Annotated in this window: 14 protein-coding genes; 3 read left to right on the top strand and 11 right to left on the bottom strand. The window is 38.2% G+C overall.

The genetic code is table 11. From position 1 onward, the window contains the following. Positions 1 to 119 precede the first annotated feature (119 nt). Entirely contained in the window at positions 120 to 1211 is a 1092-nt protein-coding gene (truD, locus tag MN086_RS04220) for a tRNA pseudouridine(13) synthase TruD (RefSeq protein ID WP_248576810.1), read from the top strand. Between the two features lie 131 nt (positions 1212 to 1342). Then, a complete protein-coding gene (locus MN086_RS04215; RefSeq protein WP_248576809.1) occupies positions 1343 to 1684 on the top strand; it encodes a hypothetical protein in 342 nt (113 codons plus the stop codon). A 40-nt stretch (positions 1685 to 1724) separates the two neighbouring features. Here the strand turns inward: MN086_RS04215 and MN086_RS04210 are convergent, their stop codons facing one another. The 11 genes from MN086_RS04210 to MN086_RS04160 form a co-directional block, all read right to left on the bottom strand. After that, positions 1725 to 3062 (bottom strand): DEAD/DEAH box helicase, encoded by a 1338-nt coding sequence (locus tag MN086_RS04210; RefSeq protein WP_248576808.1) that lies wholly within the window; start codon positions 3060 to 3062, stop codon positions 1725 to 1727. A gap of 8 nt (positions 3063 to 3070) precedes the next feature. Further along, positions 3071 to 4123: a CNNM domain-containing protein gene (locus tag MN086_RS04205; protein ID WP_248576807.1), complete on the bottom strand. Its 1053-nt coding sequence runs from the start codon at positions 4121 to 4123 to the stop codon at positions 3071 to 3073. Positions 4124 to 4139: 16 nt separating this feature from the next. Continuing rightward, positions 4140 to 5468, bottom strand: coding sequence for a magnesium transporter (gene mgtE, locus MN086_RS04200; RefSeq protein ID WP_248576806.1), 1329 nt, complete (start codon positions 5466 to 5468; stop codon positions 4140 to 4142). A gap of 143 nt (positions 5469 to 5611) precedes the next feature. Further along, positions 5612 to 5791 (bottom strand): DUF2892 domain-containing protein, encoded by a 180-nt coding sequence (locus MN086_RS04195; protein WP_248576805.1) that lies wholly within the window; start codon positions 5789 to 5791, stop codon positions 5612 to 5614. Between the two features lie 138 nt (positions 5792 to 5929). After that, a complete protein-coding gene (locus MN086_RS04190; protein WP_248576804.1) occupies positions 5930 to 7291 on the bottom strand; it encodes a TolC family protein in 1362 nt (453 codons plus the stop codon). Beyond that, entirely contained in the window at positions 7291 to 8562 is a 1272-nt protein-coding gene (locus MN086_RS04185; RefSeq protein ID WP_248576803.1) for an HlyD family secretion protein, read from the bottom strand. The genes MN086_RS04190 and MN086_RS04185 overlap by 1 nt, the downstream gene beginning before the upstream one ends. Next, positions 8555 to 9514 (bottom strand): ABC transporter ATP-binding protein, encoded by a 960-nt coding sequence (locus MN086_RS04180; RefSeq protein WP_248576802.1) that lies wholly within the window; start codon positions 9512 to 9514, stop codon positions 8555 to 8557. The genes MN086_RS04185 and MN086_RS04180 overlap by 8 nt, the downstream gene beginning before the upstream one ends. 235 nt (positions 9515 to 9749) lie before the next feature. After that, complete coding sequence (locus tag MN086_RS04175; RefSeq protein WP_248576801.1) at positions 9750 to 11204, bottom strand: acetyl/propionyl/methylcrotonyl-CoA carboxylase subunit alpha; 1455 nt, start codon at positions 11202 to 11204, stop codon at positions 9750 to 9752. A gap of 157 nt (positions 11205 to 11361) precedes the next feature. Continuing rightward, entirely contained in the window at positions 11362 to 11655 is a 294-nt protein-coding gene (locus tag MN086_RS04170; RefSeq protein ID WP_248576800.1) for a P-II family nitrogen regulator, read from the bottom strand. Between the two features lie 11 nt (positions 11656 to 11666). Beyond that, the gene (locus MN086_RS04165; protein WP_248576799.1) at positions 11667 to 12641 is read right to left on the bottom strand and encodes a sodium-dependent bicarbonate transport family permease; all 975 of its coding nucleotides are present in this window, start codon (positions 12639 to 12641) and stop codon (positions 11667 to 11669) included. 71 nt (positions 12642 to 12712) lie between these two features. Next, positions 12713 to 14896, bottom strand: coding sequence for an NADP-dependent isocitrate dehydrogenase (locus MN086_RS04160; protein ID WP_248576798.1), 2184 nt, complete (start codon positions 14894 to 14896; stop codon positions 12713 to 12715). A 245-nt stretch (positions 14897 to 15141) separates the two neighbouring features. On the opposite strand from MN086_RS04160, the gene MN086_RS04155 reads away from it, so the two are divergent. Beyond that, the gene (locus tag MN086_RS04155; protein ID WP_248576797.1) at positions 15142 to 16020 is read left to right on the top strand and encodes a GyrI-like domain-containing protein; all 879 of its coding nucleotides are present in this window, start codon (positions 15142 to 15144) and stop codon (positions 16018 to 16020) included. Positions 16021 to 16028 lie beyond the last annotated feature (8 nt).

Raw genomic sequence — 16028 nt, 5'->3', positions numbered from 1 at the left:
CCATAAGTCTATCATATATTAAGTTATAATATATGATTCAAATATAAAAAAGTCCCAATAAACCTTTCAATTCATGATCATATCTCCAGCTTACATCATTATTTCGGTATAATCTCGTCATGAATCACATAAAGACCTATGCCTATAACCATACCCCGCTAAAGTTCGACTTTAAACAGACAGTTGAGCGATTTTTTGTTGAAGAGATACCTCTTTACGCTTTCAGCGGTACAGGGAATTACCTCATACTCAAGATCAAAAAAACCGATATGAGCACATGGAAACTGGTTACGGTCCTTGCCAAGGCAACCGGCCTGCAGGAACGTGACATCGGCTATGCAGGTCTTAAAGATAAAAATGCCACTACCATACAGTACATTTCACTTCCAAAAAAGTACGAAAAAGAACTGAACAAGAACCTTACTACAGAGAAGATCGAAATACTGGAACGTACCTACAACAAAGCGCCTATCAAAATAGGACACCTCAAAGGCAATCGTTTTTCCATTGTCTTGCATAAAGTTGCTGAAAACGAAGCAAAATTTTTCAATACCACTGCAAAAAAAATGCAGGTTGACGGCATACCGAACTATTATGGTTACCAACGTTTTGGAGAAGACAGCCGTTCCTATCTGCAGGGAAAAGAGATAGCCCATTCAGGGAAACGTCTGAAAGGAAGCAAAGAAAAACTGCTTGTTTCAGCCTACCAGAGCTACCTTTACAACCAATGGCTTGCTTCGAGAGTAAAACTCTCTGCCATCATTAGGGACAATAAAACAGGAGAAGCAGCTAAAAAACTCAAATATCCGCTGGAACTGGTGAAAATCTTGGCCAAACAGCCTCAGTTTTTCAAACTCTTTATCGGTGATATCATCATGCCCTATCCTTACGGGAAAATGGATTATATCAAAGATATGCTGCAAAGCGCTCAAGCCTTCGAACAAAAGAAGATCTCCCCTACCGGACTGCTATGCGGTGCCAATGCACTCAGAGCCAAAAGTGATGCCTATCATCTCGAAGAATCCTATGATGATACGGAATTGAACTCGCTGAAAGGGGATAGGCGTTTTGCATGGATATGGCCTAAGAATGTCGAAACAGAATATGACAGCAATACCAAAAAACTTACTGTTGAATTTTATCTTCCCAAGGGTTCGTATGCTACTACATTTTTAGAAGAGATTGGGAAATTTTCTTTGAAGGAAATATAAACGATAAAATCATAAAACAGATTCCAGAAGGTTACATGGTATCGTCAATTTGCGTATTATTTATACAAAAATCTATATAAAACCATGTAATAAAAGATATAATATTTCATCTAATAAACAAGGATATATGAATGCTATTTACATTTGGTGATTATACGATAAGAGCACATGAGCTCGATTCGAAGCTCTCTGTTCAAGTAACCTCTGAGTTAGGTGAAGTAATTTTGAACGATGATGATAAACGTACAAGCGATTTTCCTAATGAAGTCTGTTTCTATATCAAGAATCCTACCAAAAAACCTGAAGCAAAAGGGATGAAAAAATTTATTTTTGGAGAATATACTTTCGTGTTGGGAATCAACTATGCAGGTGAACTTTTTCTTTTCCACAGTGTAAAACTGACTGTCAAGAAAAAACGCATCGAAGGTAAAAATACGCTCACCCTGGCATTTTTAAATGATGTCAGAGCTTAATAAGTGGCTTACCCCCTGGTAAAACCCACTTAACAGGAAATTATTTCCTGCCTCTTCTGCGTTTTTTATCCTTCTTATCCGTCTTCGGTTTCGCAGCATCAAATGCTTTAAAGCCGTCACGTTTGGTGGTTTTACGTTTTTTACTCTTAGGTGCGGCCGCTGTTTTATTTTTCTTTTTACCAAAAGCCCCATCTGTCTTTTTATGTTCATTGGGGTTTTTACGTGCACCTTTTTGTTTAGGTATTTCTTTAGGGGCATACCCATCGAGTTTCTCCTGGGGAATACGCTTGCCCATAAGACGCTCTACCTCTTTCAGTGCCACTGTTTCCAGAGGTGAGATAAGCGTAATAGCCAATCCTTTCGCCCCTGCCCTTCCCGTACGCCCTATGCGGTGTATGTAGTCTCCTGTGACATGAGGGATATCATAGTTCATGACCACACCTAAGGCTGGGATATCCAGTCCCCGTGCTGCGATATCCGTCGCAACAAGTACACGAACTTTTCCCTCTTTAAAGCCTTCAAGTGCTCTAGCTCTCTCCCCGGAACTTTTACCACCATGGATCACCGCTGTTGTGAGCCCTGAAAGATTCAACTCTTTGCCCACTTCATCAGCTACTTCTTTTTTACGTGTGAAGACAAGTACCTGCTTATAATTTCGTGAACCTATGAGGTAGGAGAGCAGCTCGGTTTTCTTCTCTTTCTCAACAGGATAGACAATCTGCTCTACCGTATGGGCAGAAGTTCCCATACTGTCCACTTCTATGAGTTTGGGCTTTTGGAGTATCTGTTCTGCGAGTCTTTTTACAGACCCGGAGAGTGTTGCGGATATCAGTACATTCTGCCGCTTATCCGGAAGGTGCTGAAGTATCTTGCTCACCTCATGCACAAAGCCCATATCCAGGATCGTATCTGCTTCATCCAACACGAGATAGGCAACACTTTCCAGGTTGATATTTTTTTGCCCTATGTGTTCCAGGAGACGTCCGCTTGTAGCGACAATGATATCTACCCCTGCTTTAAGCCTGTTCGCCTGTGATGTCAAGTTTGCACCGCCATAAAGTACCATACTTTTCAGAGGAAGATACTTGCCATACGCTTCTATACTTGCATGTACCTGCTTGGCCAGTTCCCTTGTAGGTACCAAAATCACTGCTTTAGGATAATGTTGTCCTTCAAGAAAATTTTTACTGAGTTCTTGGAGTATAGGGAGAGAAAATCCTGCAGTCTTTCCTGTACCTGTCTGTGCACCGGCCATAATGTCCCGACCCGTGAACATAGCGGGTATCAGTGCTTTCTGGATAGGCGTGGCAGACTCATACCCTTTTTCAATCAGTGCTTTTAATATCTCTGGAGATAATCCAAGTGTAGCCAATGACACAGTAAGCCTTACTCTTCTTCGTTAGAAATACTCTCTAACCTACGCTTGAGACGCATCTTCTGTTTTGCCACTTCTCTCATATCAGCATCACTGTCACTCTCATCAACGATCTCAACACCCAGTATCGTCTCAACACAATCTTCAAGTGTCACGATCCCTTCGGTTTGATCATAACCGTCGACGACCAGGAACATATGCTCTTTTTTCTTGATGAAAAGATCCAGTGCTTTAGAGACAGGCAGGTTCTCACTGATTTTAAATATATCTTTTTTCACTGTATGCAGTGAGACATTGTCATCTTTCAGTGCCTGTTTAAAGATCTTTTTGGTCATCACAATACCGGTAATATTTTCAATGCTCTCATCATACACCGGTATTCTTGAAAACTTAAATATTGCCGGTTCATTTTCAATGATATCTTTGATACTTCGGTCACCATTGAGTGCAAAAACAACGGTTCTTGGAGTAAGGATCTCCTTGGTCCTTATCTTGTCAAGCAAAAGGATATTTTCAATCACATCTGACTCTTTCTCTCCAAGTAACCCCTCATCTTCACTCAACAAAGTGCTCTCGATGAGCTCTTCCTTTGTCAAACTCATCGTATCCTCCGATTTGCTGATACGGTTTGTCACAAAGAGTGTCATCAGGATAATCGGATACGTAAGCCAGATAAAAAAACGTATCACATACGCAGCGACCGGTGCCAATTGTTTCCAATAAACCGCCCCGATCGTTTTGGGGATGATCTCAGAGAGGAATAAAATAGCAAACGTTAAAATGATAGAAACATAAAAAACAGCGCCTGTACCATAGATACTCTCTGCCTGTGCTCCCACTGCAGCAGCCCCGAGCGTATTGGCAATGGTATTGAGGATCAAAATAGAGGCGATCGACTTATTGATACCAATCTTATGGGCCTTTAAAAGTGCCCCTGCCATAGGCCGCTCTTTTTCAAGAACCGAAATATATGCCATATTGACAGAGAGTAGGACTGATTCCAAGATCGAACAGATGAACGATATCAGCACAGCCAAAAAGAAATAGAGAATTAACAAATCCATATAAGTAAATTTACCTTTATAATAATATCAGGGTCGCAAGACCCAAGAATGAAAAGAAGCCTACAACATCCGTTACCGTTGTCAGTACCACAGTACTTCCAATGGCCGGATCAACTTCCATTTTTTTCAGTAACAATGGAACCATGGCACCAAAGAAACCTGCGCTCAATAGATTGATGACCATAGAGAGTGCAATAACAATACCAAGCATCCCTTTATCAAACCATATTGAGGCTATTATACCCATGATTATAGCAAAAAGGAAACCATTTGCAAGTGAGAGTATGATTTCTTTCTTTATCGTACGAAATGCATCATGCTGTGCAATGTCACCAAGTGCGAGCTGACGAACAACAACCGTAAGGCTCTGTGTCCCTGCATTTCCACCCATGGAAGCCACGATAGGCATCAAAATGGCCAAAGCGACAATGCTTTGAAGGGTATCTTCAAAAAGACCTATCACCAAAGAGGCGGTAATGGCTGTGATCAGGTTCACACCCAACCAAACAGCACGTGATTTACCTGCTTTAAAGATATCTTCATCCTCTTCCGCATCATCATTCACCCCTGCCAAGTGGTACATCTGATCTGTCGCCTGCTCATTGATAATATCATAGATATCATCTGAAGTGATACGCCCAAGAAGTATACCATTCTCATCAATAATAGGCATCGACGATAGATCATACTCTTGAAACTTCTGTACGATATCACCGATATCATCAGAGTCATACCCCATAACAGGTTTATATTTTTCAGGGTTTTCGTTAATATTCTCTTCCAGAGTTTGATCAAAATTAAAGACCAGAAGATGGTCTAAACCTATACCATAACGTAAGTGATGTTTTTCATCCGTTACAAAAAGATAGTTCACATTTTCCAGTTCATCATTGCGTCTTAGTTTCGCAAATTGTCTGATCACATCATGTACAGTGTCATGCAAGTTAGCTGTATATACTTCTACTTGCATATAGGCACCTGCTATATCCTCATCATACTGCTTGAGCTTTAAGATATCTGCCTGGTCATCTTCATCCAATTGGCTGAATACCGCTTTGGCCATACCTTTATCGACCTCTTCAAGCTCCTGCATAAAGTCTGTCTGGTCATCACTTTCAAGTTCAGCGACCGAATCAGCAATCTCTTTTGTCGTAAAAGACTCAACAATATCTTCAAAATACCTGTCCGGAAGTTCCAATGCAACATCCGCAATAAGCTCTCTAGGTATGGCGTGCAGGGCTTCATGAAAACTTTTTTCATTAAGATCTTTAAGAATATTCGCTATCTCTGAAGGATGCAGTTCATCATGAGGATGATCATTTAAATATTGAGTAAGTGTATCCATAGCCTGTACCTTTGAAGCGTTGTATTGTGAAATTATACTTTATTAAATATATGAATGGTTGAATTATGAAAAGAGTGCTAATGTAATAGCATTAAAAGTAAGTGTAAAACAGATGAGGAGTGACCTTATCTGTTTTATTTTGCCTAGATATCACACTTTTTGGTGGCGATACATGCCGGACAAAAGTTTGTAAGCCCTGCAATAAGCGGAACCACACCAAGATAGAACCATGCATTTCCTGAGTATGCACCGTAACCGATAAGCGCCAAACCTACCACAATCCTGATAGGTCTACATGTGGCTCTCCATTTATTTATATCCATAATCATTCCTTTGAGATATTTCTTGAATTATAATATAAATAACTTAAGATTATATAAGAGTGAAGATATTCTAATATTAAGAGAGAACAGCGGTGTATTGAATCCGTTTAAAAACATGTAAAAAAGTACATCACACGTTTAGAGTGTCATGCCTTCTCCCATCTCTTTTTTTATCTCCTGTTGTATCACTAGAGCATTGAGATGGTATTCCAGTTGCTTTTTCTTCACTTCCAATGTCCTGATCTCACGTTGATTGATCTGAAACAGGTCACTTGAACCCACTTCGTATTTTTTATTTTCAGCCTCTTCAAGCGATTCAACGATCTTTGTTTCTTTCTCCCCTAATTCTATATTTTGATTGACAATATCCAACGCATACATTAAATTACTGAGATTTGTTTTCAACTCTAACAGTAATCTATTTTTTTCTTCTTCAATCTGACTCATACCTTTTTGGATCTCGACCCTCTTTCCCTTATAAGATCGTCTCTCTAATGGTATATCAAATTGCAGTCCGACCTTTATACCCTCTCCATATTGGATATCATGCACACCGTAGGCAAAAAGATTTAACTTAGGATACGCTGATACACTATTATAGGCTGTATCCAGGTCCAGTTTAGTGCGTTGGGACTCCAAGGCTTTGAGGTCCGGTCTACGCTTTAATGCTTGACTTATCACATTGTGGAAAATGATCTTTTCCTTCTTGAGTATCTTTAGTGATGGCAGAGCATATTTCCCATCAAACTCTTTTTTAGAGAGGTTCATATATTTTAAAAATGTCTGTAATGCCTGGATATAACTGTTTTTTGTTCTCAGAACCCTCTGTTCACGATTGATGATCTGCTGTTTTGATTCGAGCAATGCAACATCTGCCAGATCGCCTGACCTTACTCTTTTCTCAATAAAACGATCTCTTTTTGTCGCTTTATGCAATAGTCTTTTCTCAAGCTTTAGAACCTCACTATAGTAGAGAAGCTGATAATATGAAGTGACAATATGCGTATAGAGGTTTCTTAGATTGTTTTGTGATTCAAATGCCGACCTGGTAGCATTTATTTTGGCAGAATCAAGTGTATATTTTCGTTCATTCATATTGTTCAAGAGTGAAAATACAGGTACTTTCACTCCCAAGCGCAATTCTCCTTCATTACCCGTTTTGATATTGTTATACTCTTGAATTCCTTCGGCTTTTCTATACCCTACAATAAATTCGGTACCGTTTTCTGTTGGCTTGTTCAAAGATATATCAGAAAACTCACCTGTACTTATTGGGTACTCTTTTTGATCATACGCTACAGAGAGTCTCGTATCAAAGTCTCCCTCTGCAGATCGGATACGTGCTTCATCTATATATTGTTGTCCTACTGCAGTGTAAATATAGGGGTTTTCTTTTGTCAGATACTGTTTCATATGCTCCACGGTAAAAATTTCTTTAGAGAGAGCATCATGTGAAAAAATACAAAGATAGATACAGTATCCTAAAAGTGTTTTTTTCATTATTTTTTCTCCGGTGTGACCATGTTCGCAGGGAATGCATTCATTAAGCGCCACAGTTCATACCAGATCGGTACACGTGACAAGGCTACCCATGCGGTTGCATTGGTTCCCATACGAAGTTTTTCATGAGAAGGCCATGGTTCATTCGGATCTTCAACCACATAGGCATAGTAGGCACCTTTCTCATGTAAGATCGGATCTACTCTCTTCACAATACCTCCAAAGGTACCAAATCTTATCACCGGCCATCCCGGGATATATAACACAGGCCATCCATGGAATCTGATTCTTACAGGCAGTCCCTCTTTCATTAAAGGCATATTGAAGTCCGAGACCTTTAACAAAAGCACACTGGTATTTACATCGGGAGAAAAACGTATGATAGGCTGGCCTTTTTTAATATACGTATTCTTGTCATTTTGCAAGATCCGCATGACAAAACCATCTTTTTGTGAAATAACGGATGATGTTTCATATCTTGCTATCTCTGTAAGGTGTTTTTCATAGTCTCTTTTCAAGATATTCAAGCGTGTTTCCACGCCTAACATATTGTTTTCAAGTGTTCTTATCTGATTTTCAATTTCTTCTAAAAAGTGTTGTTTTTCTTGTTGAATAATCGATAGATTACGCTTCTGGACCTCTATATCAATTTCAATCTTCTCTAATTTTGTTTTCGCATTAATATATTGGTTCTCACTTTTCTCATAATTCTTTTTTGATTCTATTTTTTGAAGATAGAGTTGCTTGATCCTGGTAAAATGATTGAATAGGACTTCATAGTTTTTCTTCTCCGCTTGATATTTGAGCTGCAGACTTTTGAGCTGCTCTTCTGCCTGAACATATCGTTTGTCATAAAGCTCCATACGTATTTTTTTCTGATTCAAAAGACTGGTATCTTTTTGTTTGAGGACAATGAGTTCATTTTCAATATTTTGATGTTGCTGTTCGAAATCCTCTTTCATTTTATACACACGCGTTTTATACTCTTTATCGGGGTCGATCATATTGAAAAGTTTCATACCCTTCTCTACATGTTCATTCTCTGAAACATAAAAAGAATCGATAAAGCCATCAATAGGTGCAGAGATAGATTGTATTCTCTGCGTGGGATCATACGCGATCAGTATACCTTCACCCTGAACGGTTTGTCTCCAGGGTAAAAAAAGAATGGCTATGAAGAAAAGTATTAGAAAAAAAGTAAAACGCCCGATACGATTCACAAAAGGGTTGGTCTCAGTAAGTTTCAATGCATCAAATTCAAACCTATCCATCTCTCTTATCCTCCAGGCCTACTGACAACTTATTAACTTTATAGAGTCCTTCGATCATATCATAAATATAATCAAGCTGTTTTGCAAATCCTTTTAATGCATACGTAATAGATGTTACAATAATTTCAGCGGCAACAAATTCTCCAAGAGGCAAACTTCCGTTAATCACAAGATAACCTCCAATAATCAAGAACATACTAAAAATAAATCCTTCTGCAAAATAGGTAAATCCCAACTGTCTGACAATGATTTGAAATAACTTTTTCCTAGCCTGTACATACTTGCTTAAATAGCTATTGAACTTGGTAAGCGTTTCTTTTTCACTACCCTTCTCTTCATTGATATGCTGTAAAAAATAGATGGTACTGTGTTTTGCATCCGAACGGTCTAATGCACTTTGTGCTGCATTGTGACCGAGGAGAAACAACAGAATGATATAGATAGAAAAAAAGAGTGCCCCCGCGGCAAATAGAATCGGATCAAAGGCAAGTAACAAAAGAAGACTCACAACGATCTTGATCACAAGTCCCAAGCCATCAAGCAGAAGAATAGGAAAGAACTTTTGGATCGAAGTGATATCAAAAAAGTAGTTCATTAATTTTCTATGTTGAATTTCATCCTCATGATCGTCATGCTTTAGATGTAATGCTTTTGTTGCAACCTCTATACCTTCTTGAAGAAAAACCTTCTGTTGGAATTTTTCAACAATATACCCTTTAAGCAATTGTAAAACGGTAATAAATAGAAATAATACAAGGACGATCGATCCCAAGATCACTACAGAGAGTGAGGCATGTGCCAATACACTGTTGATGATAATTGCAGATGCGAGGGGAATAGACAGAACAAGAATAGCATCAAGGATAGAATAATAGAATAAATGAAAAATGTTTTTTCGATCTTCTTTAATGATTTTTTTTACATAATTCACAACAATATCATTCAGTTTCATACATAGTCCTTCATAATTACAAGCCTGTTCAACAAATGTTTGATCAAAAAACTAAAGTAATCATATAATAAAGTGTATAAAGTATATGTAAAGAATATCAATACATTACAATGATAACTCAAGTGTCACACTCGTCATATTTTGTATGTGTATTAAAACAACACAAAAAATACGACAGAGGTATCCATTTTTTTAATATGAATTATTAATAGAATTACTTTGTAACAAAATGAAACTAAATAAAGTCACCTTTTTTCGAAGTTAAACCTTTTTGCATCAATTTTGAGAAAAATGAACTGATACGTTTATCTTCGGTAGGTGCGATGGTATTAAGCAGTGCAAATTGTTCTACACGTTTATCCAAGAATCCTGTATCAAAGATACCTTTTTGGAAACTCTCATCACACACTATCTCTTTATGGAATGGAATGTTGGTTGTAAGACCTTCTATGTAGTATTCATCTAAAGCTCTTTTAGCTTTTTTAACGACACCTTCCCAGTCCAATGCCCACACGATTAGTTTTCCTATCATAGAATCATAATTGGTAGGTATAGAGTACCCGCCATAGACGCTTGTATCGAGCCTTACGCCTGGTCCACCTGGGGTTAAATACTTTTCAATCGTTCCAAATGATGGCATAAAATTGTTGAGCGGATCCTCTGCATTGATCCTGAACTCAATAGCATATCCTCTAAACACGATCTCTTCTTGTAAGAAGTGAAGCTTATCACCCTCTGCAATTTGGATCATTCTTTGTACGATATCCACACCCGTTATGATCTCTGTAACAGGGTGTTCAACCTGAAGACGTGTATTCATCTCTATGAAGTAGATATTATCATTCGCATCTAACAAAAATTCGATCGTCCCGACATTCTCATACCCTAAACGGTTCATTGCTCTGATAGCAATACGATAGAGCTCTTTTCTCGTCGCATCATTAAGGCTTGGAGATGGTGCAATTTCAATTACTTTCTGATGACGTCTCTGAATTGAACAGTCTCTTTCGCCCAAATGGACCACGTTCCCATACTTATCTGCAATGACCTGCACTTCAATATGTCGTGGATTGCTTACAAATTTTTCTATAAAGACATCACCGTTCCCAAAGAATTTTTTAGCCTCACTTGTTGCTGCATCAAAGAGTGAATCGAACTGTTTTGCTTCATGCACTACACGCATTCCTCGACCACCACCACCAAATGCTGCTTTAATGATAACCGGGAAACCTATCTCTTGAGAAATTTTTTCTGCTTCTTTCTTATCTGTGATAGGTGTAGTTGTACCTTCAAGCACAGGTACCCCTATCTCCTTCATCGCATTTTTAGAAGTAATTTTATCTCCAAAAAGTTCAATGTGCTCTGCTTTTGGCCCGATAAATATAATACCGTTCTCGTCACAAGCTCTTGCAAAGTCGGCACTTTCAGACAAAAAACCATACCCTGGATGGATAGCACTACACTTTAACTCTTTGGCGACCTTAATGATATTTTCATAATCCAAATAAACTTGCACAGGGTGTCCCTCTAATAGGACACTTTTATCTGCTTTCTGTACCCATGAGCCTTCACTGTCAGCATCAGAGTGTATCACTACACTCGTAATATCCAACTCTTTACATGCTCTTATGATACGCAATGCAATTTCACCACGATTGGCTATTAAGATTTTTGTTATCTTTCTACTCATTTGAATTCCTTCAATTTTAGTTTATAGTATTTTAAAGGTTTTTAGATTTTATATCTACACTATTTTTGCTCAATAAATTATCTATTTTTGATATTATTATTATCTAATATTGGTATTATTGTGTTAAAAATCTTCAGAATAATCTCCCAAAGTTTCTTTACTTTTTTTCATGCAATAAAACAAGGGAGTCGCTAATGATACATTTTCCACCATATCTATCTATGAAAGCTCTGATTTTTTCTATCATTCTTTCAAATTTTTCCTCTTCACACACAGTAAAGATATAATTATTGCTCAGGAGATCATTCGCTTCATCGGCAGTTTTTAATCCGTGACTTCCGCACCCCTCAATATCTCTGATAATGGTATAACCTGTCACATCAGCTTCTTTAAATATCTCTAATAATCTATTTGTATAAATAGATTCGATGATGACTTCAACTTTTTTCATTTTTTTCATTTTTAACCCCACAAAATAGTAATAAAGTAGTAGTATAGCGGTATCCCTAAAGAGATGTTAAAAGGGAAAGTGACCGCTAGACTGAGTGGCAGATAAAGCCCAGGATTGGCTTCAGGTACAGATAACCTCATAGCCGCAGGCACTGCAATATAAGAAGCACTTCCCGCAAGTAATGACAGCAATAATGTATCTCCTTGTGACAGTTCAAAGAAGTACCCTAATAGAATAGCAACGGATGCATTAAATATAGGCATAGCGATTGCAAACATAATTAAAAATAGTCCAACTTTTTTTAACTCATAAATTCTTTTTGCTGCAACCAATCCCATATCAAGAAGGAAAAATGCAAGCATTCCTTTAAACAGAGTCCCGAACAATGGTTCCATGGAATTCCAGCCTTTTTCTCCAGTTGCAATACCAATGATCAAAGCACCGACCAATAAATAGACGGATGGATTTAAAAATGCCTCTCTAAAGATCTCTTTCCAATCTGTCTCTTTTTTATCTTCAGAACCTCTAGCAAACAGTGTAGCAAAGACAAGTCCTACTACAATAGCCGGAGACTCCATAAGTGCCATTCCTGCTACCATATAGCCCCCATATTCAACGCCAATGGTTTGAAGATAGGTGATACCAGTAATGAACGTTACCGCACTGATCGATCCATAGGTGGCAGCGATAGCAATCGCATTATAGTTATCCAATTTCATACGTAAAATAAAATAGCTATAGATCGGTACGATGATCGCCATGAGAATGGCTAAGGAAAGTGCAGTAAATATGTAGGTATTTAAACCACTATGAGAAAGTTCATATCCTCCATGAAGCCCGATCGCTATTAAAAGATAGAGTGAAAAAAGTTTGGGTAAAGGCTGCGGAATCGATAATTCTGATTTGAAAAAAACAGCTAACATACCGAGCAAAAAGAAAAGTATGGGTGGGTTTAGAATATTTTGAAGTATTAGATCTAAATTCATAAAGAATCTCCTAAAAACGTTTTGATAGCAAGTATTGCACCGATATGGTGCAATACTCAGTGAAGTGCTACTTAGATAGCATCAATGATCGCATTCAATGTAGCAGATGGTCTCATTGCTTTCGCAGCAAGCTCATCGTTCGGGTGGAAGTAACCACCAACATCTTGTGGTTGACCTTCAACTGCAAGAAGCTCTTCCATGATCTTCTCTTCGTTCTCTTTGAGTGCTTTAGCAACCGGAGCAAACTTCGCAGCTAACTCTGCATTCTCACCGTTTGCAAGTGCCTCTGCCCAGTACTGAGCCAAGTAGAAGTGAGATGCTTTGTTATCTGGCTGACCCACTTTTCTTCCTGGTGCTTTGTTGTTATCAAGGTATCCTTGGTTCGCAGCATCAAGACCGGCAGTCATAGCAGCTAGTTTAGCATCCTCATGTTTTTGACCGATCATTCTTAGTGACTCAGCCAATGCCAAGAACTCACCAAGTGAATCCCATCTTAAGTGACCTGTTTCGTTAAACTGGTCTACGTGCTTAGGAGCAGATCCACCTGCACCAGTTTCAAACAATCCACCACCGGCGATCAATGGAACGATAGAAAGCATCTTCGCTGAAGTACCAAGCTCAAGGATCGGGTACATATCAGTCAAGTGGTCTCTTAGTACGTTACCAGTTACCGCGATCACGTTGTTACCTTTTCTGATCTCAGCATTTGTAAATCTAGTTGCATCAGTTACTTTCATGAATCTGATATCCAGACCATCAGTATCGTAATCTTTAAGATACGCGTTTACTTTTTTGATAAGCTCTGCATCGTGTGCTCTGTTCTCATCTAACCAGAATACTGCAGGGATACCTTCGATTCTAGTTCTTTCAACAGTCAATCTTACCCAGTCTCTAATCGGTATATCTTTTGTTCTAGCAAGTCTCCAGATATCTCCAGCCTCACACTCAAAGCTCATCATTTCGCCATCTACAGAACCTGTAACTGTTACAGTACCAGCTTCAGCCAGTTCGAAAGTTGTTGGGTGAGAACCGTACTCTTCTGCTTTTTGAGCCATAAGACCGATGTTTTGCATTGCACCCATTGTAGATACATCATACTGACCGTTAGCAACGATATCAGCTACCATCTCTTCGTGGAACATTGCGTAAGTTGAATCAGGAACTACAGCAACAGTTTCACCAGCTGCACCAGTTCTATCCCACTGCTTACCACCTTCTCTTACCACTACTGGCATAGAAGCATCGATAATTACATCGTTAGAAGCGTTGAAGTTAGTTTCACCTTTATCAGAGTCAACCATTGCAATTTTTGGAGCATCAGAATCAACTACTGCTTGGAATGCTGCTTTGATCTCAGCTTCTTGTGCGTGACCAGCGATTTTTTTCTCAAGGTCACTCATACCCATGTTAGGGTTTACACCTACTTCTTTGAAAGTATCTGCATATTTAGCGAATACGTCTGCGAAGAAGATCTCAAATGCGTGACCGAACATAATCGGGTCAGAAATCTTCATCATTGTAGCTTTCAAGTGAAGTGACCAGATAAGTCCTTTTGCTTTTGCATCTTCGATCGTTTGTTTATAGAATGCTCTAAGAGCAGCAACAGACATAAATGTACCATCAAGTACTTCACCTGCCAATGCATCGATAGAAGTAAGCTCTTTACCATTAAGTGCGATAGTCACTTTTTGGTCTGCTGTAGATGTTACAGATTTTTCATGACCAAAGAAGTCACCTTTTCCACCCATGTGTGCAACGTATGCTTGACAGTTCTCATCTACTGCTTTAAGTCTATGTGGGTTGTTTTGTGCAAATCTCTTAACCGCTTTTGCAGCTCTTCTGTCTGAGTTACCTTCTCTAAGTACTGGGTTAACTGCTGAACCGAGACATACATTGTATTTTGCTTGGATCGCTTCTTCTTCAGAATTCACTGGGTTTTCAGGGTAGTTAGGGATATCATATCCTTGTCCTTGAAGCTCAGCGATACAATCTTTAAGCTGTCCTACTGATGCAGAGATGTTTGGAAGTTTAATTACGTTCCCGTCTGGTTGAAGTACTACTTCACCTAATTTAGAGAGTTCATCTTCTTGAAGACCCATAGCTGCAAGTACTCTTCCTGCAAGTGAGATATCACTCTCTACAACTTCAACACCCGCTTCTTTAGTGAAAGCATTGACAATTGGTAGTAATGAATACGTAGCCAGTGCCGGCGCCTCATCGATTTTTGACCATATGATTTTTGGTAAGTTTGCCATTTTTATTCCTATTATTATCAATTAAATATAAACTGTCTTAGAAACTGTATATTTACAGCTTCCACCTCAATCTAATTCTTCTAGATTTTTCTGAACTAATTTTTTCCATCAGAAAAATTTCAAGCATTATAATTAATTTTATGGACTAAATTCTTCACTAATATTGTTTCTTTAATTATCTTTTTTTATCTTATAAGTTATCCATATTTAATATTATTTTTATCCAATATTGGTATTATAATGTTATGAAACAAGAAACTTTAGATAAAAAAATAAAAATCTCAAATGACTTAATGTTTTACTTCTATAAGCATATAGAGACAGATATCAACATTGATGAACTTGCAGATCATTTTAAAATCAATAAATTTTATATGCATAAGATCTTTAAAGAAGTGTTTGGGCGGAACATCTATGAAAGTATTAAATATATTCGTCTTCAAAAGGCTTCTAATCTTTTGTTAACAAATAAATATTCGACTATTTCAGAGGTAGCCAATGAGTGTGGCTACAGCTCTCAAACCTCTTTTATTCGTGCATTTAAAGAACGTTTTTCCATGACACCTAACAAGTGGAGAAAGGGTGGATATAAAGACTATTCGCATAAAATTCTCTTGCAATCACCAAAAGCACAAGCCTCCACAGCCAGTTTTGAAGTCATACAACCTCAAATTATAAAGATGCCTCAAATGAGTGCCTATTATATTCGTCACAGAGGCTATGCTTACGACAAGTCAAAACTCACTTGGCAAAAAATTCAAACTTGGGTTTACCAGAATGAGTTGAAGGACTATACAGAGATATCACTTTTCCACGATAATCCGACCATCACACCATTGGATGAGTGTCATTATGTAGCATGCATAGTACCAAATGACGAAAAGGAATTGAAAGATCAACGTCTTCCAAGTTTTAATATCTCTGGGGGTGTTTATGCCAAGTTTGATTTTGAAGGAAAAAGAGGAGATCTATTGAAGTTGATCCACTGGGTATATCATGAGTGGTTGCCAAAAAGTGAGTATCAGACAACAACAAAACCACCTTATGCTGTCTATCACAAAAACCATTATCTTAATCAAGATGAGGAATTTGCGATCAGTTTTTATTTGTCAATAAAATTTTAATTTACAAA

It is taken from the genome of Sulfurovum sp. XGS-02, from assembly GCF_023213175.1.
GTDB lineage: Bacteria > Campylobacterota > Campylobacteria > Campylobacterales > Sulfurovaceae > Sulfurovum.
Note: the sequence above shows the minus strand (reverse complement) of the source record. Positions and strands in the feature narration are given on the sequence as shown.